Source organism: Nonomuraea sp. NPDC001684 (assembly GCF_053596515.1).
On sequence record NZ_JBSFGJ010000005.1, the window covers coordinates 41,300 to 64,257 of the forward strand.

At 70.3% G+C, this 22,958-nt stretch carries 23 protein-coding genes and 1 riboswitch; of the genes, 10 read left to right on the plus strand and 13 right to left on the minus strand.

The window, feature by feature from the left end; genetic code table 11:
• Positions 1-10: 10 nt before the first annotated feature.
• Entirely contained in the window at positions 11-799 is a 789-nt protein-coding gene (locus ACWCSD_RS02290; RefSeq protein ID WP_397155459.1) for a class I SAM-dependent methyltransferase, read from the minus strand.
• Entirely contained in the window at positions 796-1,605 is an 810-nt protein-coding gene (locus ACWCSD_RS02295; protein ID WP_358291607.1) for a sugar phosphate isomerase/epimerase family protein, read from the minus strand. The genes ACWCSD_RS02290 and ACWCSD_RS02295 overlap by 4 nt, the downstream gene beginning before the upstream one ends.
• Before the next feature lie 115 nt (positions 1,606-1,720).
• Here ACWCSD_RS02295 and ACWCSD_RS02300 point away from each other — a divergent pair, with 115 nt between their 5' ends.
• The 5 genes from ACWCSD_RS02300 to disA all read left to right on the plus strand — a co-directional run bounded on the left by ACWCSD_RS02300 (position 1,721) and on the right by disA (position 5,814).
• Positions 1,721-2,419, plus strand: a complete 699-nt coding sequence (locus ACWCSD_RS02300) for a class I SAM-dependent methyltransferase (RefSeq protein WP_449912535.1) — start codon at positions 1,721-1,723, stop codon at positions 2,417-2,419.
• Positions 2,420-2,573: 154 nt separating this feature from the next.
• Positions 2,574-2,948: a MerR family transcriptional regulator gene (locus ACWCSD_RS02305; RefSeq protein WP_352358614.1), complete on the plus strand. Its 375-nt coding sequence runs from the start codon at positions 2,574-2,576 to the stop codon at positions 2,946-2,948.
• Entirely contained in the window at positions 2,945-3,253 is a 309-nt protein-coding gene (gene trxA / locus ACWCSD_RS02310) for a thioredoxin (protein WP_352325882.1), read from the plus strand. Before ACWCSD_RS02305 ends, trxA begins: the two co-directional genes overlap by 4 nt.
• 37 nt (positions 3,254-3,290) lie before the next feature.
• Positions 3,291-4,697, plus strand: coding sequence for a DNA repair protein RadA (gene radA, locus ACWCSD_RS02315; protein WP_358291604.1), 1,407 nt, complete (start codon positions 3,291-3,293; stop codon positions 4,695-4,697).
• A gap of 40 nt (positions 4,698-4,737) precedes the next feature.
• Complete coding sequence (gene disA / locus ACWCSD_RS02320) at positions 4,738-5,814, plus strand: DNA integrity scanning diadenylate cyclase DisA (RefSeq protein ID WP_352358608.1); 1,077 nt, start codon at positions 4,738-4,740, stop codon at positions 5,812-5,814.
• 10 nt (positions 5,815-5,824) lie between these two features.
• Here disA and ACWCSD_RS02325 read toward each other — a convergent pair whose 3' ends face one another.
• Positions 5,825-6,496, minus strand: a complete 672-nt coding sequence (locus ACWCSD_RS02325; protein ID WP_449912540.1) for a hypothetical protein — start codon at positions 6,494-6,496, stop codon at positions 5,825-5,827.
• A 78-nt stretch (positions 6,497-6,574) separates the two neighbouring features.
• Here ACWCSD_RS02325 and ACWCSD_RS02330 point away from each other — a divergent pair, with 78 nt between their 5' ends.
• Positions 6,575-7,450 carry an A/G-specific adenine glycosylase gene (locus ACWCSD_RS02330; RefSeq protein WP_449912542.1) on the plus strand — a complete coding sequence of 292 codons (876 nt, stop codon included), beginning with the start codon at positions 6,575-6,577 and terminating at the stop codon, positions 7,448-7,450.
• A 7-nt stretch (positions 7,451-7,457) separates the two neighbouring features.
• Here ACWCSD_RS02330 and ACWCSD_RS02335 read toward each other — a convergent pair whose 3' ends face one another.
• A complete protein-coding gene (locus tag ACWCSD_RS02335; RefSeq protein ID WP_387671497.1) occupies positions 7,458-7,874 on the minus strand; it encodes a cupin domain-containing protein in 417 nt (138 codons plus the stop codon).
• Positions 7,875-7,935: 61 nt separating this feature from the next.
• A complete protein-coding gene (locus tag ACWCSD_RS02340) occupies positions 7,936-8,313 on the minus strand; it encodes a cupin domain-containing protein (protein ID WP_449912544.1) in 378 nt (125 codons plus the stop codon).
• Positions 8,314-8,372: 59 nt separating this feature from the next.
• Between ACWCSD_RS02340 and ACWCSD_RS02345 the strand changes: the two genes are divergently transcribed.
• Positions 8,373-8,843, plus strand: coding sequence for a MarR family winged helix-turn-helix transcriptional regulator (locus ACWCSD_RS02345; RefSeq protein ID WP_387671501.1), 471 nt, complete (start codon positions 8,373-8,375; stop codon positions 8,841-8,843).
• A gap of 133 nt (positions 8,844-8,976) precedes the next feature.
• On the opposite strand, the gene ACWCSD_RS02350 is transcribed toward ACWCSD_RS02345, so the two are convergent.
• From ACWCSD_RS02350 to ACWCSD_RS02375, 6 genes are all read right to left on the minus strand, one after another.
• Complete coding sequence (locus ACWCSD_RS02350; RefSeq protein ID WP_357702269.1) at positions 8,977-9,915, minus strand: sugar phosphate isomerase/epimerase family protein; 939 nt, start codon at positions 9,913-9,915, stop codon at positions 8,977-8,979.
• A 1,140-nt stretch (positions 9,916-11,055) separates the two neighbouring features.
• On the minus strand, positions 11,056-13,557 hold the full coding sequence (locus ACWCSD_RS02355; protein WP_352358595.1) for an ATP-dependent Clp protease ATP-binding subunit: 2,502 nt from the start codon (positions 13,555-13,557) through the stop codon (positions 11,056-11,058).
• Between the two features lie 1,131 nt (positions 13,558-14,688).
• Entirely contained in the window at positions 14,689-15,021 is a 333-nt protein-coding gene (locus tag ACWCSD_RS02360) for a histone-like nucleoid-structuring protein Lsr2 (RefSeq protein ID WP_125641669.1), read from the minus strand.
• 525 nt (positions 15,022-15,546) lie between these two features.
• Positions 15,547-16,035, minus strand: coding sequence for an RDD family protein (locus ACWCSD_RS02365; RefSeq protein WP_397155449.1), 489 nt, complete (start codon positions 16,033-16,035; stop codon positions 15,547-15,549).
• 106 nt (positions 16,036-16,141) lie between these two features.
• Entirely contained in the window at positions 16,142-17,725 is a 1,584-nt protein-coding gene (locus tag ACWCSD_RS02370) for an RDD family protein (protein WP_449912550.1), read from the minus strand.
• An 85-nt stretch (positions 17,726-17,810) separates the two neighbouring features.
• The gene (locus ACWCSD_RS02375) at positions 17,811-18,380 is read right to left on the minus strand and encodes an amino-acid N-acetyltransferase (RefSeq protein WP_358291588.1); all 570 of its coding nucleotides are present in this window, start codon (positions 18,378-18,380) and stop codon (positions 17,811-17,813) included.
• Between the two features lie 287 nt (positions 18,381-18,667).
• Positions 18,668-18,819: riboswitch (cyclic di-AMP (ydaO/yuaA leader) on the plus strand.
• 6 nt (positions 18,820-18,825) lie between these two features.
• Here ACWCSD_RS02375 and ACWCSD_RS02380 point away from each other — a divergent pair.
• Entirely contained in the window at positions 18,826-19,869 is a 1,044-nt protein-coding gene (locus ACWCSD_RS02380) for a C40 family peptidase (RefSeq protein ID WP_397155444.1), read from the plus strand.
• Positions 19,870-19,941: 72 nt separating this feature from the next.
• On the opposite strand, the gene ACWCSD_RS02385 is transcribed toward ACWCSD_RS02380, so the two are convergent.
• Entirely contained in the window at positions 19,942-20,154 is a 213-nt protein-coding gene (locus ACWCSD_RS02385) for a helix-turn-helix domain-containing protein (RefSeq protein ID WP_132597751.1), read from the minus strand.
• A gap of 278 nt (positions 20,155-20,432) precedes the next feature.
• Here ACWCSD_RS02385 and ACWCSD_RS02390 point away from each other — a divergent pair, with 278 nt between their 5' ends.
• On the plus strand, positions 20,433-21,536 hold the full coding sequence (locus ACWCSD_RS02390; RefSeq protein WP_449912553.1) for a cytochrome P450: 1,104 nt from the start codon (positions 20,433-20,435) through the stop codon (positions 21,534-21,536).
• Here the strand turns inward: ACWCSD_RS02390 and ACWCSD_RS02395 are convergent.
• Entirely contained in the window at positions 21,526-21,924 is a 399-nt protein-coding gene (locus ACWCSD_RS02395) for a winged helix-turn-helix transcriptional regulator (protein ID WP_387672192.1), read from the minus strand. The genes ACWCSD_RS02390 and ACWCSD_RS02395 overlap by 11 nt on opposite strands.
• 79 nt (positions 21,925-22,003) lie before the next feature.
• Between ACWCSD_RS02395 and ACWCSD_RS02400 the strand changes: the two genes are divergently transcribed.
• The gene (locus ACWCSD_RS02400; protein ID WP_449912556.1) at positions 22,004-22,933 is read left to right on the plus strand and encodes an NADP-dependent oxidoreductase; all 930 of its coding nucleotides are present in this window, start codon (positions 22,004-22,006) and stop codon (positions 22,931-22,933) included.
• Positions 22,934-22,958 lie beyond the last annotated feature (25 nt).

The window sequence follows — 22,958 nt, forward strand, 5'->3', positions numbered from 1 at the left end:
GTCCCGCCGGTCACCGGCCCACCGCCAGGTACACCCGCATCGGCACCGACAGCACGCCCTCGGGGAATGCCCTCCTGAGCTCCGCGCGCTGCCGCCCGACCAGCTCGTCGGCCGCGTCCGGCGACAGCGCCGCCATGTACGAGTGGGAGCGCAGGTCGAGCAGGAAGTCCTCGATGCCGACCAGCCTCGTCCACGGGATCCAGCGCTCCTGGACCACCTCGAAGGCCGCGGCGATCGGCGGCACCGACCACTCCTCGACCGCCGGCCCCCAGTACGTGGGCACCGCCTCGGCCAGCCGCGCCTCGTAGGCGGCCAGCCACTCGGCCTGCGCCGCGTGGTGCAGGTTCCAGCAGCCCACGATCGCGCCGCCGGGCCGCAGCACCCGCCTGGCCTCGGCGATCGAGACGACGGGGTCGAGCCAGTGCCACGACTGGGCGTACGTCACCAGGTCGGCCACCCCGTCGGCCAGCGGCAGCGCGTTGCCGTCGGCGATCACCGCGGCGACCGCCGGCGGCTCGCCGTCGATCCGCGTGACCAGCCGGGCCAGCATCTCCGCCCCCGGATCGACCGCGATCACCTGGGAGCCGCGGGCACGCAGCGCGTGCGTCAGGATGCCGGTGCCCGCGCCCACGTCGATCGCGGTGGCGCCGTCGAGCTCGATCCCGGTCACCTCGGTGAGCGCGCGGTACATCTCGTCGGGATAGGACGGGCGGCCCGCGTCGTAGGCGTCGGCCACGCTGTCGAAGACCCGCGCGAGGTCTCTGGTCGGCCCCACGTTCCTGGTCGGCCCCACGTTCATCGGGACGCCGCCAGGTGCAGGCGGGCGAAGGCGAGCGCCTCGGCCAGGTCGTCGACGCGCTCGGTGCGGCTGGCCGCCTTGCGGGTGTTGATCTCCAGCACCACCAGGCCGCCGTAGCCCGAGTTCGCCAGGCGTTCCAGCATCTGGGCGCACGGCTGGTTGCCCCTGCCGGGGACCAGGTGCTCGTCCTTGTTGGTCACGCCCATGCCGTCGGCCAGGTGGAGGTGGGCGAGCCGGTCGCCGAGCTTGGTGGCCATCTCCATGGCGTCGGAGCCGGACACCGCGGTGTGCGACAGGTCGAGGGTGACCTGCGGGAAGTCGTAGTCGATCGGGTTCCAGTCGGGCGAGTACGGCACCACGTCGTTGCCCCTGGCGCGCAGCGGGAACATGTTCTCGACCGCGAACGTGACATCGGTCTCGTCACGCATGCGGGCCAGGCCGTTCTCGAAGTCGCGGGCGTAGTCGCGCTGCCAGCGGAACGGCGGGTGCACCACGACGGTCGAGGCGCCGAGGCGCTCAGCCGCCTTCTGCGCCCTGACCAGCTTGGCCCAGGGGTCTCTGCCCCACACCCGCTGCGTCACGAGCAGGCAGGGCGCGTGGATCGCCAGGACGGGCACCTGGTAGTGCTCGGACAGCCGCTCGATCACGTCGATGTCCTGGCTCACCGGATCGGCGCCGACCATGATCTCGACACCGTCGTAGCCCAGGCGCGCGGCCAGTTCGAACGCGTCGGGAGTGCGTTCTGGATATACCGAGGCGGTGGACAATGCGATCTTCGCATTGGGCACGCGGATGACATCAGCCACGTTGCCAGCCTAAGCCGGAGAAGCGCCTCTGGCGCGTGAGCCCCACCAGATAGCCCTACCCAACCCCCCATCCCACCTCAAAGACACTCCCTCGAACCCCGCTACGGTTGGGCCCATGCCACGGATAGCCAGAGGCGCGATCCCCAGCCCGAACATCTGGAACGCTCCCCAGGTCTACGAGCTGGAGAACCGCGCCGTGGACCCCGAAGGCGCGGCCGACGCCGCGATGCGCGAGCTGCGCCCCTGGGCCGGCGCCACCGTGCTCGACATCGGCTGCGGCACCGGCTTCCACCTGCCCGTCCTGGCCGCCGACGCGGGCGCCGTGATCGGCGTCGAACCGCACGGCGACCTGGCCGGCCTGGCCCGCCGCCGCTGCGCGAACCTGCCCAACGTCTCGGTGCACGCCGCCGCCGCCCAGGACCTCCCGCTGCCCGACGCCAGCGTCGACGTGGCCATGGCCCGCTGGGCCTACTTCTTCGGCCCCGGCTGCGAGCCCGGCCTGCGCGAGCTGTCCCGCGTTGTACGCCGCGGCGGCGCCGCGTTCGTCATCGACCTCGACGCCACCCGCGGCTCGTTCGGCCGCTGGTTCTCCCGCACGGTGCCGACGTACTCGGCGCGCGAGGTGGAGGCGTTCTGGGTCCGTCAGGGCTGGCAGCGGCGGCCGCTCGATCTAACGATGACCTTCGAGCGCCGGGCCGACCTGGAGGCCGTGCTGCGCATCGAGTTCGCCCCCGAGGTGGCCGAGCAGGCCGTCGCGGAGACCCCCGGCCTGGAGATCTTCTACCCGAACGTGCTCCGCTGGCGCTACTTCTGAGCTCATGGCCTCACTGCGTTCGGCGGGCTCGGTCGCCAAACGCCGCCGCCTTCCCCCGCTCTGGTCGCTCCGCTCCCGCCGCTCCTCCAGGCGACGGCACTCCCTCGCGCGCGGGCTTGACATTGACGTCGGCGTCAACGTTTACCGTGGTGGCATGCGCATCGGGGAGCTGGCGGAACGCACCGGGGTGAGCACCCGTTCACTCCGCTACTACGAGCAGCACGGCCTGCTCTCGGCCAGACGCGGCCCCAACGGCTACCGCGAGTACGCCGAGGAGGACGTCAAGCTGGTGGCCGAGATCCGGTCGCTGCTCTCGGTCGGATTCACGCTGGAGGACACCCGTCCCTTCGTCGACTGCCTGCGCTCGGGCCACAGCTCGGGCGGTTCGTGCCGGGAGTCCGTCGAGGTCTACCAGCGCAAGATCATGCAGATCGACGAGGAGATCCGGGTGCTGCTCGCCCGCCGCGCCGAGGTCGCCGCCCAGCTCGCCCAGTCGTGTCCCGGCTGTTTCGTAAGGGGAGACAAATGATCACGTTGACCACCGACAACTTCGAGGAGCAGGTGCTCAAGAGCGACAAGCCGGTGCTGGTCGACTTCTGGGCCGAGTGGTGCCCGCCGTGCCGCATGGTGGCCCCAGTCCTGGACGAGATCGAGGCCGAGCACGGCCTGGCCATCGGCAAGCTCAACACCGACGAGAACCCCGAGATCATGTCCCGCTACGGCGTGATGGGCCTGCCCACGCTGCTGCTGTTCGAGAACGGCGAGCCCGTCAGGCAGATCGTCGGCGCCCGGCCCAAGCGCCTGCTGGTGCAGGAACTGGGCCTCACGCGGTAGTCGAGGATTGTCGGCACGGGCCGCTAGCCTGCTCGACATGGCCAAGACAGCGCAGAAGCCCGGTTACCGCTGTGCCGAGTGCGGCTGGCGCACCAGCAAGTGGGTCGGCCGGTGCGGCGAGTGCCAGGCGTGGGGCACTGTCGACGAGGAGGGCGCGCGCGCCGGGGTCAACGTCGTCCAGGGCGGCGCGACCACCGGGCCCGCGCTGCCCATCGGCCAGGTCAAGGCCGAGGTGGCCGCGGCCCGCACCACCGGGGTGAGCGAGCTCGACCGGGTGCTCGGCGGCGGCCTGGTGCCCGGCGCGGTGGTGCTGCTGGCCGGCGAGCCCGGCATCGGCAAGTCCACGCTGCTGCTGGAGGCCGCGGCCCGCATCGCCGAGCGCACCACCGTCCTCTACGTGACGGGCGAGGAGTCGGCGGCCCAGGTGCGCCTGCGGGCCGACCGCATCGGCGCCATCCAGGACAACCTCTACCTCGCCGCCGAGACCGAGCTGTCGGCGCTGATCACCCACGTCGACAAGGTCGAGCCCAGCCTGCTGGTGGTCGACTCGGTCCAGACGGTCGGCTCGGCCCAGACCACCGGCGTGCCGGGCGGCGTGACCCAGGTGCGCGAGGTGGCCGCCAACCTGGTGCGCATGGCCAAGGAGCGCAACCTCGCCACGGTCCTCGTGGGCCACGTCACCAAAGAGGGCTCGATCGCCGGCCCCCGCACCCTCGAACACCTGGTCGACGTCGTGCTCAACTTCGAGGGCGACCGCCACTCCAGGCTGCGCATGGTCCGCGCGATCAAGAACAGGTTCGGCCCCACCGACGAGGTCGGCTGCTTCGACCTGCACGAGCGCGGCATCGAGGGCATCACCGACCCGAGCGGGCTGTTCGTCTCGCGGCGCAGCGAGCCGGTCGCCGGCACCTGCGTCACCGTCACCGTCGAGGGCACCCGCCCGCTGCCTGCCGAGGTGCAGGCGCTCGTGGCCCGCACCGAGGCCCAGCAGCCGCGGCGCACGTCCTCGGGGCTCGACACCTACCGCGTCCAGATGATCCTCGCCGTGCTGGAGCGCCGGCTCAACGCCCGGCTCGGCGGCTGCGACGTGTTCACCGCCACCGTGGGCGGCATCAAGCTGGCCGATCCGGCCGTCGACCTGGCGGTCATGCTCGCCGTCGCGAGCGCCGCGGGCGACAAGCCGCTGCCGCCCGGTCTGGTGGCGCTCGGCGAGGTGGGCCTGGCGGGCGAGTTGCGCCCGGTCAAAGACGTGCGCAGGCGGCTGACAGAGGCGTCCAGGCTGGGGTTCAAGCGGGCGCTCGTGCCCGCCGGATCCCTGGAGACGGGCGCCGGGAAGCGCAACGGGCAGCGGGCTCTGGTGCCCGTCGGCCCCGTGGCGTTCGCCCCCGGGTTCGAGGTCGTCCAGGCCGAGAACGTCTGGGACGCACTCACGCACGTCACATAGCACGGCTAAGCTGGGCGTGACCAATCGACACGGGGGTCAGGTGGACAGGAGTCTTGACGACCGCCGTCGCGACGCTTTGGCCGCCGTGGCGCCGGGCACTCCGCTGCGCGACGGCCTGGAGCGCATCCTGCGCGGGCAGACCGGCGGCCTGATCGTGCTCGGCCACAACAGGACCGTCGAAGAGGTCTGCAGCGGCGGCTTCGAGCTCGACGTCGAGTTCTCGGCCACCCGCCTGCGCGAGCTGGCCAAGATGGACGGCGCGATCGTGGTGAGCAACGACCAGAAGATCGTGCGCGCGGCCGTGCACCTCGTCCCCGATCCCGCGATCCCCACCGACGAGTCGGGCACCCGCCACCGCACCGCCCAGCGCGTGGCCAGGCAGACGGGCCTGCCCATCATCGCGATCAGCAAGTCCATGCGGATCATCGCCCTCTACCTCGACGGCATCCGCTACGTGCTGGAGGAGTCCGCGGCCATCCTGTCCAAGGCCAACCAGGCCCTGGCCACCCTTGAGCGCTACAAGCACCGGCTCGACGAGGTCTCCGGCACCCTGTCGGCGCTGGAGATCGAAGACCTCGTCACCGTGCGCGACGTGTCGGCGGTGGCCCAGCGCCTGGAGATGGTCCGGCGCATCTCCGACGAGATCAAGGGCTACGTGGTCGAGCTCGGCACCGACGGCCGTCTGCTGTCGCTGCAGCTCGACGAGCTGGTGGCGGGCGTCGACTCCGAGCGCGAGCTGGTCGTGCGCGACTACCTGCCGGCCCCCGCGAGCCGCCGCCAGAAGCGCCTGGTCGAGGCCCTGCACGACCTCGACCACCTGTCGGGCGCCGAGCTGCTCGACCTGTCGGCCGTGGCGCACGTGCTGGGCCACGGCGGCGCCGAGCGGCTCGACAGCCCGGTGAGCCCGCGCGGCTTCCGGCTGCTGGCCAAGGTGCCCCGGCTGCCCGCCACGGTGGTCGACCGGCTGGTCAACCACTTCGGCGGCCTGCAGAAGCTGCTGGCCGCCAGCATCGACGACCTGCAGGAGGTGGGCGGCGTCGGGGAGTCGCGCGCCCGCAGCGTCCGCGAGGGCCTGTCCCGCCTGGCGGAGTCGTCGATCCTCGAACGTTACGTCTGAGGCCGGCCGCTCACCGCAGGTGGAAGACGCCCTTGCCGCTGCGGAGCGCGCCCATGCGGGCGGTGGCCACGTACGTGCCGGGCAGGGCGGAGGCCGGGGACGAGCGGCAGTCGGTGCTCGACCGGCGCCGGTCCCACTCCAGGGTGCGCACGTACGGGATCCCGCGCTGCAGCTCCCTGACCTCGGTGCCCACCCCGCTGACGCAGTCGGCGGTGGACCAGATGCGGTCGGCGCCCGAGGTGATGCGGATCTCCATGGCCCGCGGCCCGACGTCGGCCGTGCACATCACCGGCCCGGTGTTGACCAGCGTGACGATGAAGGTCGGACGCGACGCGCCGGTGTAGATCGGCTCCTTGCCGCCCTGGAGGCTCAGCACCAGGCTGTCCTGCGGGCACGGCTCCCCCGGCCGCCTCGGCTTGACGGCCGGGCTCTCCTTGGGCGCGGGGGTGGGCGACGGGCTGGCCGTCCCCATGGCGAGCGTGCGCAGGCCCGCGAGCAGCGGATCGGTGGCCGGCGTCGCGCTCGGTGAGCTCTGCGCGCTGGACGAGCGTTCCGGCCCGGAGCCCCCGCTGGAGCACGCCCACGCCACCACGGCCACCACGACGAGCACGGCCACCAGCACGCTCATGCGACGCCGCCAGTAGACGTCACCGCCGTCGCCACCCATCGAATCCGGATCCATAGGCACAGCATGGTAATTGATCGGCTACCAACAGTGACGACACGCCGAACGAGCCCGTCTACGAATACGCTTGACCGCGTGGTTGAGCCGAACCTCCTGCACGCCCCCGTTCTGGAGTGGTACGAGGACAACGCCCGAGACCTCCCCTGGCGCGCCGACGACGCGACCCCGTGGGGAGTGCTGGTCAGCGAGATCATGCTGCAGCAGACCCCGGTCGTCCGCGTCCTGCCGGTGTGGCTGGAGTGGATGGCCCGCTGGCCCACGCCCAAGTCGCTGGCCGCCGAGCCGCCGGGCGAGGCCGTACGGCAGTGGGGCCGGCTCGGTTATCCGCGCCGGGCGCTGCGCCTGCACGCCTGCGCCCGCGCCATCGCCGACGAGCACGGCGGCGAGGTGCCCGCCGACCACGCGACGCTGCTGGCCCTGCCGGGCATCGGGGAGTACACCGCCGCCGCGGTCGCCAGCTTCGCGTACGGCGGCCGGCACGCCGTCCTGGACACCAACGTGCGGCGGGTGTTCGCGCGGGCCGTACGGGCCGAGGAGTACCCGCCCACGGCCACCTCGGCGGCCGAGCGGCGGCTGGCCGAGGCGCTGCTGCCGGAGCTGGGCGCGGCCCGCTGGGGCGTGGCCGTGATGGAGCTGGGCGCGCTGGTCTGCACGGCCCGCGCGCCGCGCTGCGCCGACTGCCCGATCGCCGACCTGTGCGCGTGGCGATTGGCCGGCAAACCACCCCACACCGGTCCCGCCCGCAAGGGCCAGACGTACGCCGGCACCGACCGCCAGTGCCGCGGCCGCCTGCTCGCGGTGCTCCGCGCGGCCCACGGCCCGGTGCCGAAGGCGGCCCTCGACGTGGTGTGGGACGACGCGACCCAGCGCGAACGCGCCCTCGACGGCCTGGTCGCCGACGGCCTGGCCGAGGTGCTCGACGACGGCACGTACCGGCTGCCGCACTCCTGAGCGCCCGCTAGGCCATCCACGGGGGCACGGTGCGGTCCGTGCCCTTCGGGGCGAGGTCGCAGGCGTCGGGCGCGGACTCGCCGCCGGGGTTGTAGACCTCCACGCCCGGCGGCGCGACCACGATCGAGACGAACCCGTGCTCGGGGTCGGCGAACATCTGCCGGCTCACGTCGGCCGGCAGGACCATGGTGTCGCCCGCCCCGACCTCGAACCGCTCGCCGCCCAGCTCGACGACCGCGCCGCCGGCCAGCCAGGTCCACACCAGCTCGCGGTCGGCGGCGTGCACCGGGCCCTCCATGCCGGGGTTGGCGTCCACCCGCCACATGACCTGCCCGGCCCCGCCCTGGGTGGGCGAGGCGAGCGTGGTCATCAAGGCGTTGGGCGTACGGACTTCACGGGCGTCGGCGGACATGACGACAGGCATCACACGAACTCCTTCTTCTCGGCTGGGCACAGCCCCGCGCCGCGCCCGTTCCTGATGACGATCACGCGATCCACGGCGGCGTGCCGACGTCGGTGCCGTCGGGCATGAGGGCCCTGGCGCCGCCGGCGGCGGTGACGACGGCCGTGAAGCCGGCGTGCTCGTCGGCCACCACCCTGCGCAGGACATGAGCGGGCATGACGACGGTGTCACCCGCGCCCACCGCGAACCGTTCATCGCCCAGCTCGACGGTGGCACCGCCCGCGAGCCAGCTCCACACCTGCTCGGTGTCGATGTCGTGCTGGGGCCCCGCCACACCCGGCTTCGCGTCGACCCGCCAGAGCGCGCACGAGGCACCGCCCTGCGTCGGCGAGGCGAAGGTGGTCATGACCCCGCTCTGCGTCTCGGAACGCCGGGAATCCGCGGCACGAATGACAGACACGCTCTGACCCCTTAAGATAGGCAACTACGTTGTCTATATAGTTAACCAGGTTGTCTATCTTGTCAAGCGACACCCCAGGCTTCGAACTGCCTCTACGACTTCTGCTGGCCTTCCGCACGCTCATCGACGAGCTGCACGCCGAGCTGGCCCGCCAGGGCCATCCGGAACTCCGTCCGAACCACGGGTTCGTCATGCAGGCGATCGGCACGCGCGGCACGACCGCCGTCGACCTGGGCCGTACCCTGGGCGTGTCGAAGCAGGCCGCGGGCAAGACGATCGAGACCCTCGAACGCGCCGGCTACGTCGAGCGCACCAGGGACGACTTCGACACCCGGCGCAAGATCGTGCGCCTCACGCCCCGCGGCGTCGACGCGCTCGACCGCTCGGCCCGCATCTTCGACGAGCTGCGCGCCCGATGGGCCGCGGAGCTGGGCGAGGACCGCCTGCGGGCCCTGGAGTCGGACCTGCGCAGGATGACGCCGGCGAACATGTGGCGGCTGGACACGCCAGGCTGGTTCGCCGGCCTCTGAGTGGATCAGCCGAGCCGGAACCGGCGCGCCGGCCTCTGAGTGGATCGGCCGAGCCGGAACCGGCGCGCCGGCCTCTGAGTGGATCAGCCGAGCCGGAACCGGCGCGCAGGCTCCACCGGCCCCGGCCTCTTGATCAGGCGGCCAGCTGCAGGCCGAGGCTGGTCAGGTTCGTACGGGCCCAGGCCAGTTCCTCGGCCAGCAGCGACACCAGCGCGCCCGGCCCCTTCGCGCGCCCCGGCACGAACAGGTTGTGCGTCTCGACCTCGATGTGCGCGCTCCCGCTGACCGCGCCGGACAACATCGCGGTCAGCGTGTCGTGCAGCACCGCGCCGGTGCTCGGCGTCTCGCCCGTGTGGTTGTGCACGTGCCCCAGCTTGACGACGGGCGCACCGGCCTCCGCCAGGCCCTTCAGCGCCGCGCCGGGCTCCTCGGCCCCGCAGGCGAGGTGACAGGCGTCCAGGCACACGCCCAGGTGCTCGGAGTCGATGCCGCCCACGCGTTCCAGCGCCTGCTCGGTCGTCTCCAGGACGCACCCCGGCCACGGCTCGAAGCCGACCCTGATGGTCTTCCCGGTCACGCTGTAGATGCCGCGAAGCTCGCGGGCCAGCCGCTCCAGGCGGCGCGTGGCGATGGCGTGCAGGTCGGCGGGCCAGTCGCGGCGCCAGCCGATCGGGATCGTCGAGATGCTGCCGAACCGTACGTCGTCGGGCAGCAGGAAGGCCAGGATCTTGGCCAGCGCCATGGTGTAGCGGTAGCGCTCGGGCTTGGCCCAGTCGGGGCCGGGGACCTCCTGGTTGCGTCCGCCGGTGCCGTTGAGGCTGACGACCTCCAGGCCGCGCTCCTCCAGGGAGCGGCGCAGCCGTACGAGCTCGATGCGGTCGGCCGTGAGGTGGTCGGCGACGCCGGGCGACAACCACAGCCCGATGCCCATCCGCTCCACACCCAGCCTCTTGCGCACCGGCACCGCGTAGCGGGTCAGGTGCGCGATCAGGTTCTCCAGGTCCTCGGCAGGGTGGATACCTGCGTTGTAGGCGAGGTGAACGAGCGTTCCGTCGTTGTGACGCAGGCGCATCGGTTCCTCCACGGCTTGCTTGAGTGTTCCCGTCGCCCGCCTCAGACGCGCGAACCCTGTGTGAGCATGCCTGCTTCCGGGTGACGCACGCGTCCGCCCTGAGTCGATTCCTTACTACTCCCCAGGGAGCAGCTCCGACTCTAGGAACACGCTCTTGCGGATCACTTGGATGAGACTTGGCGATGCTCTACGCAGTGTAGTACTACTACCGGTGGCGGCGTACCCACCCATCCAACAATTAAGCAACAACCCACCCAGCCCCCTCATCGACGTCCGAACGTGCCCCGAACCAGGGACACGCGCCGCGCACCGGAACCAGCCACGTACGGCCTCAGTTCCCGCCGTTGCAGGGCCCTCAGCCGCGTACAGCGCCGGGGCCCACCGGGCCCGCCGTAAACCGGAGCCAACAACGGCGCCGCAGAGAACCAGCGCCCAGAGAAGGACGCCGCAGAATGCTGGCGCCCCGAAGACGTGCGGCGCTGCGCCCGGTCGGAGACCGGGGCCGGGCGTCGGCGATCGACGGTCAGTGGTCGGGCGCCGGTGATCGGCGGTCGCTGGTCGGTAGTCGGCGATCGGGCGCCGGGCGTCGGCCATCGGGGGCCGAGGGCCGGGGACCGAGGGCCGGCGATCGGCGGTCAGTGGACGAGGGGCAGTGGTCGGGACCGGCGATCGGCGGTCGCTGGTCGCTAGCCGGCGGCCGGGCGCCGGGCGCCGGGCGCCGGGTCGGCGGTCGGCGATCCGCGGTCAGGGGTCAGGGGTCAGGGGTCAGGGGTCAGGGGTCAGGGGTCAACGATCGGCGGTCGGCCGTCGGGCGCCGGGGGCCGGGAGCCGGGGGCCGGGGGCTGGCGGTCGGGGCCGGCGGTCAGTGGACGGCGATCGGGGATCGGGGATCGGGGATCGGCCGTCGACCGGGACGCCGGGGGCCGGACGCCGGGGGCCGGACGTCGGGGGCCGGGGGCCGGACGCCGGGGGCCAGGGGTCGGGCGTCGGGGGCCGGGGGCCGGACGCCGGGGGCCAGGGGTCGGGCGTCGGGGGCCGGGCGTCGGGCGTCGGGCGTCGGGCGTCGGGCGTCGGGCGTCGGGCGTCGGGGGATGGAACGCGAAAACCCCCGCCGGGGCGGGGGTTTTCGGTGGTGGTCGGTCAGTGCTGGATCGGCGCGGCGATCGCCGCCGCCGAGTCCGGGACCGTCGAGGCGGACTCGCCCTTGAAGACGAACGTGGCGTTGTCGCCTTCGCCCTCGATCGTCACCTTCACGACCTGCCCCGGACGGAGCTCGCCGTAGAGGATCTTCTCGGACAGGGAGTCCTCCAGCTCGCGCTGGATCGTACGGCGCAGCGGCCGGGCGCCCATGACCGGGTCGTAACCGCGGTCGGCGAGCAGCTGCTTGGCCTCCGGCGAGACCTCGAGACCCATGTCGCGGTCCTTCAGCCTGGCGTCGACCTGGGCGAGCATCAGATCGACGATCTTGATGATCTCGTTCGGCGTCAGCTGGTGGAAGACCACGATGTCGTCGACACGGTTGAGGAACTCGGGCCGGAAGTGCTGCTTGAGCTCCTCCTGGACCTTCGCCTTCATCCGCTCGTAGTTGGACTCGGTGTCGTTGGACTTCGCGAACCCGACCCCGATGCCCTTGGAGATGTCACGGGTGCCGAGGTTGGTGGTCATGATGATGACCGTGTTCTTGAAGTCGACCACGCGGCCCTGGGCGTCGGTCAGGCGACCGTCTTCCAGGATCTGCAGCAGCGAGTTGAAGATGTCGGGGTGGGCCTTCTCGATCTCGTCGAACAGGACCACGGAGAACGGCTTGCGCCGCACCTTCTCGGTGAGCTGACCGCCCTCCTCGTAGCCGACGTAGCCGGGAGGCGAGCCGAACAGCCTGGAGACGGTGTGCTTCTCCATGAACTCCGACATGTCCAGGCTGATCAGAGCGTCTTCGTCGCCGAAGAGGAACTCCGCCAGAGCCTTGGACAGCTCGGTCTTACCGACACCGGACGGGCCCGCGAAGATGAACGAGCCACCGGGACGGCGCGGGTCCTTCAGACCGGCGCGGGTACGCCGGATGGACCGCGACAGACCCTTGATGGCGTCGTCCTGGCCGATGATCCGCTTGTGGAGCTCGTCCTCCATGCGGAGCAGGCGCTGGGACTCCTCCTCGGTCAGCTTGAAGACCGGGATGCCGGTGGCGGTCGCCAGGACCTCGGCGATGAGCTCCTGGGTGACCTCGGCCACGACGTCCATGTCGCCGGCCTTCCACTCCTTCTCCCGCCGCTCGCGCTTGAGCTGGAGCTGCTTCTCCTGGTCGCGCAGCGCAGCGGCCTTCTCGAAGTCCTGCGCGTCGATCGCGGACTCCTTGTCGCGGCGGACGTTGGCGATCTTCTCGTCGTACTCGCGCAGGTCCGGCGGAGCGGTCATCCGGCGGATGCGCATCCGGGAACCGGCCTCGTCGATGAGGTCGATCGCCTTGTCGGGCAGGTAGCGGTCGCTGATGTAGCGGTCGGCCAGCTGCGCGGCGGCCACCAGGGCGTCGTCGGTGATGGAGACGCGGTGGTGGGCCTCGTAGCGGTCGCGCAGACCCTTGAGGATCTCGATCGTGTGGCTGAGAGAGGGCTCGGCCACCTGGATCGGCTGGAAGCGGCGCTCCAGCGCGGCGTCCTTCTCGAGGTACTTGCGGTACTCGTCGAGGGTGGTGGCGCCGATCGTCTGCAGCTCGCCACGGGCCAGCATCGGCTTGAGGATGCTGGCGGCGTCGATCGCGCCCTCGGCGGCGCCCGCGCCGACGAGCGTGTGCAGCTCGTCGATGAACAGGATGATGTCGCCGCGCGTGCGGATCTCCTTGAGCACCTTCTTCAGGCGCTCTTCGAAGTCACCGCGGTAGCGGGAGCCGGCGACCAGGGCGCCGAGGTCAAGCGTGTAGAGCTGCTTGTCCTTCAGCGTCTCGGGCACCTCGCCCCTGACGATCTTCTGCGACAGGCCCTCGACGACGGCGGTCTTGCCGACGCCGGGCTCGCCGATCAGCACCGGGTTGTTCTTGGTCCTCCGGGAGAGGACCTGCATGACCCGCTCGATCTCCTTCTCACGGCCGATGACCGGGTCGAGCTTGCCCTCACGGGCCGCCTGGGTCAGGTTGCGGCCGAACTGGTCGAGCACCAGGGACGTGGACGGCGCCGACTCCTGGGGACCGCCCGCGGCGGCCGGCTCCTTGCCCTGGTAACCGTGGAGCAACTGGATGACCTGCTGCCGGACACGGTTGAGATCAGCTCCAAGCTTGACCAGCACCTGGGCGGCCACACCCTCACCCTCGCGGATGAGCCCGAGCAGGATGTGCTCGGTGCCGATGTAGTTGTGACCCAGCTGCAAAGCCTCACGGAGCGACAGCTCGAGGACCTTCTTGGCCCGCGGGGTGAACGGAATGTGCCCCGACGGAGCCGACTGGCCCTGGCCGATGATCTCCTCGACCTGCTGGCGCACACCCTCAAGGCTGATGCCGAGGCTCTCCAGAGCCTTGGCGGCTACGCCCTCACCTTCATGGATCAAACCAAGAAGAATGTGCTCAGTGCCGATGTAGTTGTGGTTGAGCATCCTGGCCTCTTCTTGGGCCAAGACGACAACACGCCTCGCTCGGTCGGTGAACCTCTCGAACATCTCGTCGCTCCTCACAGAGCGGTCAGTCAGGCCGGTAAATCCGGTCCCGTCATCCCGCATGCTAGCCCTGGCTCGGCGAACCGTGCCCACTGCCGCTGACACGCTCTATAGCAGAGACGTTCCCCGAGAGCAGGGCGTTCACCCTCTATCCAACTACTGTTCGGGGGTGACGTGTTCCCGATACGCCGCAAGCGAACGATGTTTAGGCGCTTCCCGGAAGCGCCTGGAATTCGACGCCCGCGGCCCAGGGCGGACCAACACGGATCGGCCGTCGGACGCCGGGGCGAAGCCGGCCTTGGGGTGCCCGCCGGCCACGCATCTCCGATGCCCGCGCCCGTATCTGTTACGTAATCATCGTATGTGCTGCTCCAAACCGCGTCCAAGCGCGGGCGCTACGCCCTGAGCACAACTCGGCACGCAACGCACGTCACACGTATTCCCCATCGGGTCAGCCGGGTTACCGGTCGACGGTGCGCACGAGGGTCCCGCGACGGGACAATGCGCGGCACACGGGAGAGGCCGCCGGTTTTCCATCGTGCCCCACCAGCCGCAGGCCGACGTTTTGCCGGTCATCCATGGCCCGCCCCACCGAGAAGCCTGAAGAGAGGCCCGAAGAGAGGCTCGAACAAGCACCGACAAGCCCTGAGAACCCCGCACAAGGCCGCAAGAAGACGGAAGTACCCGGTACCGGAACAGGGCTCGCGACGGCGCTTCCGGAAGCACCGGCTGCCCGATTGTGCGGCGGAGCGTCACCGCTTTGCGCGTACGCCGCGGGAGCCGGGAAGGGGAACATTGCGGCGGGTGACGGCATTGGCCCGTTCCGGCCGCGGGTGACGAACACGGTGACGAACAGTGCGGCGAACACGGCGGCGAACACGCGGCGAGCCCGGCGGCGCCCGGGAATTGACACGGACGCCGGCCGCAAAGCCCGGCACGTTCCACTCACGCGCGGCCGCCTTGTCCGGCGACACGAGCGAGCAATACGCCCACATTTGGGCGAATTAGAAGATCAACAAGTGGTCCGGGGATTCACGAACTCCCCACAAAAACGATCATGCGCTTATGGCGCTCGCCGGGGTCCTAGGCGAACGGCATAAGCGCATGGTCAGGAGATGGCTCTCTCGACGAGGCTCAGTGAGCCGCTTCGTACTTCTCCACGACGGTGGAGGCGATCCTGCCGCGCTCGCTGACCGGCAGGCCGTGAGCCTTGGCCCACTGCCGGATCTCCGAGCTCTTCTCGCGGCTCATCGCACGGTTGCCGCCGCGACCACGGCGACGGGCGGACACGGCTCCTGCCCTGCGGGCGTGCTGCACGAAAGGCGTGAGTGCGTCCCTCAGCTTCTTGGCGTTAACGTCGCTGAGGTCAATCTCATAGGAGGAGCCGTCAATAGCGAAGCTGACCGTCTCATTGGCCTCGCCCCCATCGAGGTCATCGATGAGAATCTCCTGGATCTGCTTGGCCATCTACGCAATCCTTTCCCGGAGCATTGTTTCATTCGCTCGCCCAAACATATACCCGGAAAGGCGCGGAGACAATTCAGCGCTACGGGGATTCGGCTGACTGGCAGATCAGTTCTGGTTCTCGGCCTGATCCTGGTGGTTTGCCCGTCGTCCGGCGCCCTCCGATCGCAGCAACTTCACCGCGCCAAAGATGAAGGCGCCGCCGACCACGACCGGGGGGATGAGCGCTGACAATACGTCTGTTACGGCTTCCATTCGTCCTCGCCTCCAGGGCTAGCAGGGTTTCGGGGGCGCTAAATACGCATCCCGGCGCGACCTGCGGGACCTGCGGGAGCACGCCGGACGCTCATGACGCCTAGGTGACAACTCACCCGGAACCGACCATAGCCACACACAGTCGCCCTCAGGGAGCAGGGGCACCGACATCCGGCAACCCGGACGTCCCATAGCCTAATGCCAGTCTCTCCAGGCTCCTTACCGGATCAAGGGAAAATTTTGCGAAAAGGCATCTTCCCAGGTGTGGACGCCTCAACGAAGATCTTTTACCACCCGCGTTCCGGCCAGCCTGTCATGCGGCCCGCGCTCCAACGGCTTGTCGATCAGGATGAGCAGCCCGACGCCGAACAGCAGCATTCCGGCCAGCAGATTGACCACCGGAATGCCCATCAGCATGACAGGCCCGGGATAGACCAGGGCCCGTTTCAGCAGGGCGCCACGCGGAAGGTCGTCCGGCGCCAGGCGAATCTTCATGATCGCCTGGCCGAACGTCCGCCGGCGCAGGCAATGGGCCCGCCAGTCATAGGCCGTATAACACAGGCCGCCCAGGAACCAGGCCAAGAGCCCAGGGAGCCGTCCGCCGAACGCCTCGACCATCCCGACAGTCCGGAAGGCGCCCCACAGCGCGATGAACAGAATGTAATAGAAGACCCCGAAGACCAGCGCCTCAATGAAGCGGGCGGCGAGGCGTTCCCACCATTCCGCGGGCACGGCGCCCGGCCACGACGGTGTCCCGGCCATATCCCACCTCACGCGGTCGGCGGTCGTACCCCCCATTTTGGTACGCCCCGCACACACAAAACAGAGGCCGGCGGGAAGCCGGCCCCTGTTTTACGCTGACGCGGGATTACTTGATCTTCACGACCACCGTGCCCGCGAACTTGTCCGCGAACGTCTGCTGCAGCGGCTTGTCCCACAGCTGCGAGGCGCCGTTGACCGCGACGCACGCCCAGGCGAGCAGCGGGCCGAGGAACGGGATCCAGCTCAGGATGTAGCCGCCCCAGGTGACGCCGGCGCGCTTGATCGCCAGGTCGGACGCGAGCCCGCCCGGAGGAAGGGCCTGGCCCACGGGCACGACCTTGATCCCCATGACCATCTTGCCGACCGTCTGGCCGTTCATCTTCGTCAGGAAGAACTCGTAGCACACCCAGACGGCGGTCGTCACGATCGCCGACAGGACGCCGATGACGAAGGCGGACAGGACGCCGGAGGTCAGGCCGGTCGCCGAGTCGTAACCGACCGCGAGCAGGCCCAGGATGAGGCTGACCACGAAGTTCACGACGCCGAGGATGACGCCGTCGACGATCCTCGCGACCAGACGCTGCCACCACTCCGCCAGGGGGGCCGGAGCGCCCGGAGGCTGCACGCCGACGGGCTGACCGTAGGGCTGGCCGTAGCCGGGCTGGCCGTAGGGCTGCGACTGCTGCTGCTGGCCGTATGCCTGGCCGTACTGCTGCTGGTCGCCGTACTGCTGGCCGTAACCCTGTTGCTGGTCGCCGTACTGCTGCTGGGCGTAGCCGCCCTGCTGGCCGTACTGGGCGTCCTGGCCGTAGCTCTGCTGCTGCCCGTAGTCGGACTGCGGCTGCTGGCCGTAGCCCTGCTGGCCGTACTGGGCCTCCTGGCCGTAACCCTGCTGCCCCGCGGCGGCCTGCTGGCCGTAGCCGGGCTGGGCGTACTGCTGGCCCGAGGACTGCGGCTGCTGGCCGTAACCCTGCTGACCCGAGGCGGCCTGCTGGCCGTACTGGGCGTCCTGGCCGTAGCCCTGCTGCTGGCTGTAGTCGGGTAGGGACTGCGGCTGCTGGCCGTAGCCCTGCTGCTGGCCGTAGCCCTGCTGGCCCGAGGCGGCCTGCTGGCCGTACTGGCCCTCCTGACCGTAGCCCTGCTGACCGGAGGCGGCCTGCTGGCCGTAGCCGGGCTGGGCGTACTGCTGGCCGGAGGCGGGCTGCTGGCCGTAGCCCTGCTGGCCGTACTGGGCTTCCTGGCCGTAGCCGGGCTGCGTGTACTGCTGGCCGGAGGACTGCGGCTGCTGGCCGTAACCCTGCTGACCCGAGGCGGCCTGCTGGCCGTACTGGGCCTCCTGGCCGTAGCCGGGCTGCGTGTACTGCTGGCCGGAGGACTGCGGCTGCTGGCCGTAGCCCTGCTGCTGGCCGTAGCCCTGCTGACCCGGGGCGGCCTGCTGGCCGTACTGGGGCTGCTGGCCGTAGCCCTGCTGCTGGCCGTACTGCTGCTGTTGCTGGCCGTACTGCTGTTGCTGGCCATAGCCCTGTTGCTGCTGCTGACCGTATGGGGGCTGGCCGAAGGCATCGTCCGCCCGGTAGCCGACCACAGTCACGTCCGGGTCGGGCTCACCGGGCCGACGGCCGTGGTGCTGACCGTACTCGGGGTTCTCGCCGGAATCGTCCTGTGGGTACGGCGGCTGTCCGGTGCTCACCGTGTCACCTCGCTTCGAGTGCGCATGTGGCACGTGTCAGGACACATGCCTGTGCTGCCCAACGTATCGACATAGGTATCAACAATCACCTTTCCAAGTGGTCAAGGTCCGCGTCACCCGATGTCAGATGCAGCAGCATGCGGGTGTTGCCAAGGGTGTTCGGTTTGACGTGTTCCAGATCAAGGAACTCCGCCACACCCTCGTCGTACGAGGCCAGCAACTCGGCGTAGACCTCGGGTGAGACCGGTGTGCCCTGGATGGGGCGGAAACCGTGCCTCGCGAAGAAGTCGACCTCAAAAGTCAGACAGAATACACGCCGCAGCCCCAGATCCTTCGCCTGCCGGACGAGTGCCGAGACGATCCGCCGCCCCACACCCAGCCCCCGGCACGCGGGATCGACGGCCACCGTACGGACCTCGGCGAGGTCCTCCCAGAGCACGTGGAGCGCGCCGCAGCCGACGACCTCCCCGCCCCGCTCGGCCACCCAGAACTCCTGGACGTCCTCGTACAGCGTGACCGTGGCCTTCTCCAGGAGCCGCGGCCCCGCGCCCGCGTAGGTGTCCACGAGACGCCTGATCGCACGCACGTCGGGCGTGCGCGCACGCCTGACCACGACCGCGGTCTCGGGGACTGCCACTTCGGCCACCTGCTCCATGGCTCTCCAGGGTACAGATCTCATTACGGCTCGGCCCTAAATCCCACGTCTCGGGCATCTCATCACATCCCGTGGTCAGGTGAACACGGGCCGACTTGGAGCTTTCCTCCAGACCTCAGCACCCCGAATGCTGGACAAAAGGTGCAGAAGCCTGCTTCCGTACGGCTACCCACGAGATCACCTTGTGACCCTTCAGTTGTGAAACCTCTACAGACTCGGCAGTTCCGGTTGAGCGTGAACCCGGAGTGCATTAGTGTCCAGCGACGATGTTCTCCGCGTAATGCGCGCGGAAAGACACGCCCAATTCCCGCAAGGGAAGCCGGGGAACCAACGGCGGCGAGCACCTGGCGCCGCCACTTGGGGTGAATCCGACCATCTCGGTAGGGCTGCTCCGGCCCGAACCCGTCAGCTAACCCGGCCGGCGTCGATGAGAGGAGCTCGGTTGGTGAAGCGGACGTTCGACCGCTCGGGGAAGTCCGGGGGCAGGCACGCCCGCCCCCAGGAGCAGGCCAGGCGCGCACGCCGCCTCGGCGTCATCGGCGTCACCGTCGCCGCGATGCTGTTCGCCGTCCCCGTCGGCTCCGCCGCCGCCGACCCGAAGCCGTCGCTCTCGGAGCTCTCCGACCAGGTGGAGAAGCTGCACGAAGAGATCGAGACGCTGGCCGAGCAGTACAACGAGCAGCGCGAACGGCTGAAGGCCGCCCAGAAGGCCAACGACTCCGCCCAGAAGATCCTGGCCACCAGCGAGTCCGATCTGGCCGCCAAGCGCGCCAGGGCCTCGCTGCTCGCCCAGAACGCCTACATCACCGGCGGCCTGGACAAGGCCCTGGCCTTCGCCCAGTCCGGCGACCCCGAGACCTTCCTCGACCGAGCCGCGACCACGTACGCGCTCGAACAGCAGCAGGGCGAGGAGGTCAACCAGCTCGCCAGGGCCATGGAGGCCGCCGAGCGGGCCAGGGCCGGCGCCAAGACCCGCATCGCCGAGGTCCAGAAGCTCGTCACCGACCTGGAGAGCAGGCGCTCGAAGATCACCAAGCTGGTCACCAAGGTCGAGAGCAACCTCTACCGGCGGGCCGTCGGCGAGGCCGGCCGTCCCGGCACCCGGGCCGTGCGCGTCAACCTGCCGGTCATCGGCGACGGCAAGGCCGCCCAGGCCGTCAAGTGGGCCCTCACCCAGCAGCTCAAGCCGTACGTGTGGGGCGCCGAAGGGCCGCGCTCCTACGACTGCTCCGGGCTGGTGATGGCCGCCTACCAGCGCGTGGGCATCTCGCTCCCCCACTACACCGGCGACCAGTGGACGGCCGGCAGGCAGGTCAGCCGCGACCAGCTGCGCCCCGGCGACCTGGTGTTCTTCTACAGCGACCTGCACCACGTCGGCATCTACATCGGCGGCGGCATGATGGTCCACGCTCCGCGGACGGGTGACGTCGTGCGGGTCGCCCCGATCGGCGGGCGGCCGTTCGCCGGCGGCGTGCGCATCGCGGACTGATCCGCGCGCCGCTTCGCCCAGCGCCGGTTCGCCCGGCGTCACTGGATGATGAGCGCCACCTGATGAGCGCCGCTAGATGAGCTGACGGCGCGCCGCCCATGCCACGGCCTCGATCGCCGTGGCCACGCCGATGCGGTCGCAGATGCCCCTCAGCCTGCGCCGTACGGTCCGTCCGCTGATATCCAGCCGCCTGCCGACCCGATCGACCGTCACTCCCCTGGCCAGCTCGGCCAGTAACGCCAAATCCGCGTGGCTCAGCTCAACGCCTTCTGTGAGCACATCCACCGGGAGCCCTCCCCCAAACAGCAGAACTCGGACCTTTCAGGCGAAGCAAAGCCGCTCGTCTCGGTGAAGGTAAACGCATCGCGGAAAGGTCGTCAAGCGCCACAATCGGCGCCCTTGACCAGTGCTATTGACATGATCACTTATATGTGACGTACTCCGCATATGTTGGCACGCCGTGGTCCGCTATGAACGGTCCAAATGATCAATTCGGCGGCCCGGTTCCACCTCCGATGAGCGCCACCGACGTGCTGGGTTTTGATCCCTCGGATCCGCAATTTGTGCGCGATCCGTACGTCCGATATCGCGAGCTGCGAGCCGCCGGGCCGATCTTCAGAACGCGCGGCGGGCTGCTCGTCGCGACCACGTACGAGTTGTGCGCGGCCGTGCTGCGCGACCCCGGGTTCGGTCACGGAACGTCCCCGCCCGCGCAGGAAGAGGCAGGTCAGCCCGGCAGGTCATTCCTGCTCATGGATCCCCCCGATCACACCCGGTTGCGTGCTCTGGTCAGCCGCGCGTTCACGCCGCGCATGGTGGCCCGCCTCAGGCCGCGGATCGAGGCGATCACCGCCGACCTGATCGGGCGGCTGCCGGAGGAGGCGGAGCTGATTTCCGGCTTCGCGTACCCGCTGCCGGTGATGGTGATCAGCGAGATGCTCGGGGTGCCGCCGGAGGACCACGACCGCTTCCGCGGATGGAGCGAGGCCCTTGCCCGCGGACTTGACCCGATGCTGACAGACGCCCTCATGTCGGAAACGGAGCGTTCCAGGAACGAGTTCCGCGACTACTTCCGCCACCTGATCGCACGGCGGCGCGAGCGTCCCGGCGAGGACCTCCTGAGCGCACTCGCACACGTCGAGGAGCTCACCGAGGCCGAGTTGCTGGCGACCTGTGTGCTGCTGCTCGTGGCCGGCCACGAGACCACCGTCAACCTCATCGCGAACGGCGTGCTGAACCTGCTGCGGCACGACCTGCTGCACCGCGCCGCCGAGCGCCCGAGGGAGGTCGTGGAGGAGGTGCTGCGCTTCGATCCGCCGGTCCAGCTCACCTCCAGGATCGCGCTGGAGGACCGGGAACTGGGCGGGACGCCGGTGCCCGCGGGCTCGGCCGTGCTCGTGCCGATCGGCGCGGCCAATCGCGATCCCGCCGCGTTCGCCGATCCCGACCGGTTCGACCCCGGCCGCGAGCCCGGCCGCCACCTGGCCTTCGGGCTCGGCCTGCACTTCTGCCTGGGCGCGACGCTGGCCAGGATGGAGGGCGAGATCGCGCTGTCGGCGCTGGCCGCGGCGGCGCCGAAGATGGAGGCCGCCGATCCGGAGCCGCCGTACAAGGAGAACGTGGTGCTGCGCGGGCTGGCCCGGCTGCCGGTGCGGCTCAGGCGGTAGCGTCGTAGCGTTCCCTGGCGGCCTCGACGTCCTCGATGTGCTCCTCGGCCCACGCCTTGATGGCGGTGACCAGCGGCATCAGGCTCTGGCCCAGCGGGGTGAGCGCGTAGTCGACGCGCACCGGCACCTGCGGCGTGATCCGGCGCGCCACCAGGCCGTCGCGCTCCAGGCCGCGCAGGGTCTGGGTGAGCATCTTCTGGCTGACCCCCGCGATGTGCCGGGCCAGGTCGCTGTAGCGACGCTCGCCGGAGGCCAGCGAGCTGAGCACCAGCGTGACCCATTTGTCGCTGAGCCGGTCGAGCAGCTTACGGGAAGGGCATTCGGCGAAGTAGGCGTCGAAGGCGAGTCTCGCCTGGTCACGCCGCTGCGCCGCCGTCGTGGTCGCCACCGTCTCACTCCTCGCCGTGGGTTACGCACTTCCAGGTGCCTACTTACTGAAAGAGAGTAACTCTTCCTAGGGTCGCGGCATGACGAACATGCGTGCACTCATCGGCGGCTCCGGCGCTCCCCGGCTGGTGTCCGCGCCGCTGCCGACGGCGGGGCCCGGCCAGGTGCGGATCAAGGTGGCCGCGGCCGGGGTCAACCCCTTCGACCTGGCCGTGGCGTCCGGGGCCCTGGCCTCGTACGGGCTGGCCAGGAAGCTCGACTCGTACGGGATCGGCTTCGACGCCGCGGGGACCGTGGACCAGGTGGGCCCGGGGGCCTCCTTCAGCGTGGGAGAGGAGGTCGTGGGGCTCTGCGCACGGCTGGAGCTGCCGTACAAGGCGCAGGCCGAGTACGTCGTGCTGGACGCCCCGGCGGTGGCCCGCGCCCCGCGCGGCGTGAGCCCCGTCCACGCGGCCACGCTGCCGCTGAACGGGCTCACCGCCTGGCAGGCGCTCGACCGGACCGGCGTAGGGCCGGGCGGCACGCTGCTGGTCACGGGGGCGGCGGGGGCCGTCGGAGGCTACCTGGTGGAGCTGGCCGCCGTGCGCGGCGTCAGGGTGGTGGCCGCCGCCGGCTCCGCGGACGAGGAGCTGGTACGCGGCTTCGGAGCGGAATGGTTCGTCCCGCGCGAGGAGGACCTGGCCGAGGCCGTACGGGCGCAGGTGCCCGGCGGTGTGGACGCCGTGGTGGACGCGGCCGTGCTCGGCCTGCCCGCGCTCGACGCCGTTCGGGACGGCGGAGCGTTCGTGGCGCTCGCGTCGGGGGTCGCGCCGGTGGCGCTGCGCGGCACGGACGTGGCCACCGTGCTGTTCCGCTCGGACGCCCGGCAGCTCGCCGAGCTGGTGCGCCTGGTCGAGGCCGGACGGCTGACGCTACGGGTGGCCGGGACGTACCCGCTGGAGAAGGCCGCCGACGCCCACGCCCGCCTGGCGGAGGGCGGCCTGCGCGGACGGCTGGTGCTGGTGCCCTGACCGTCCGGACCAGCGCCCCGCACCT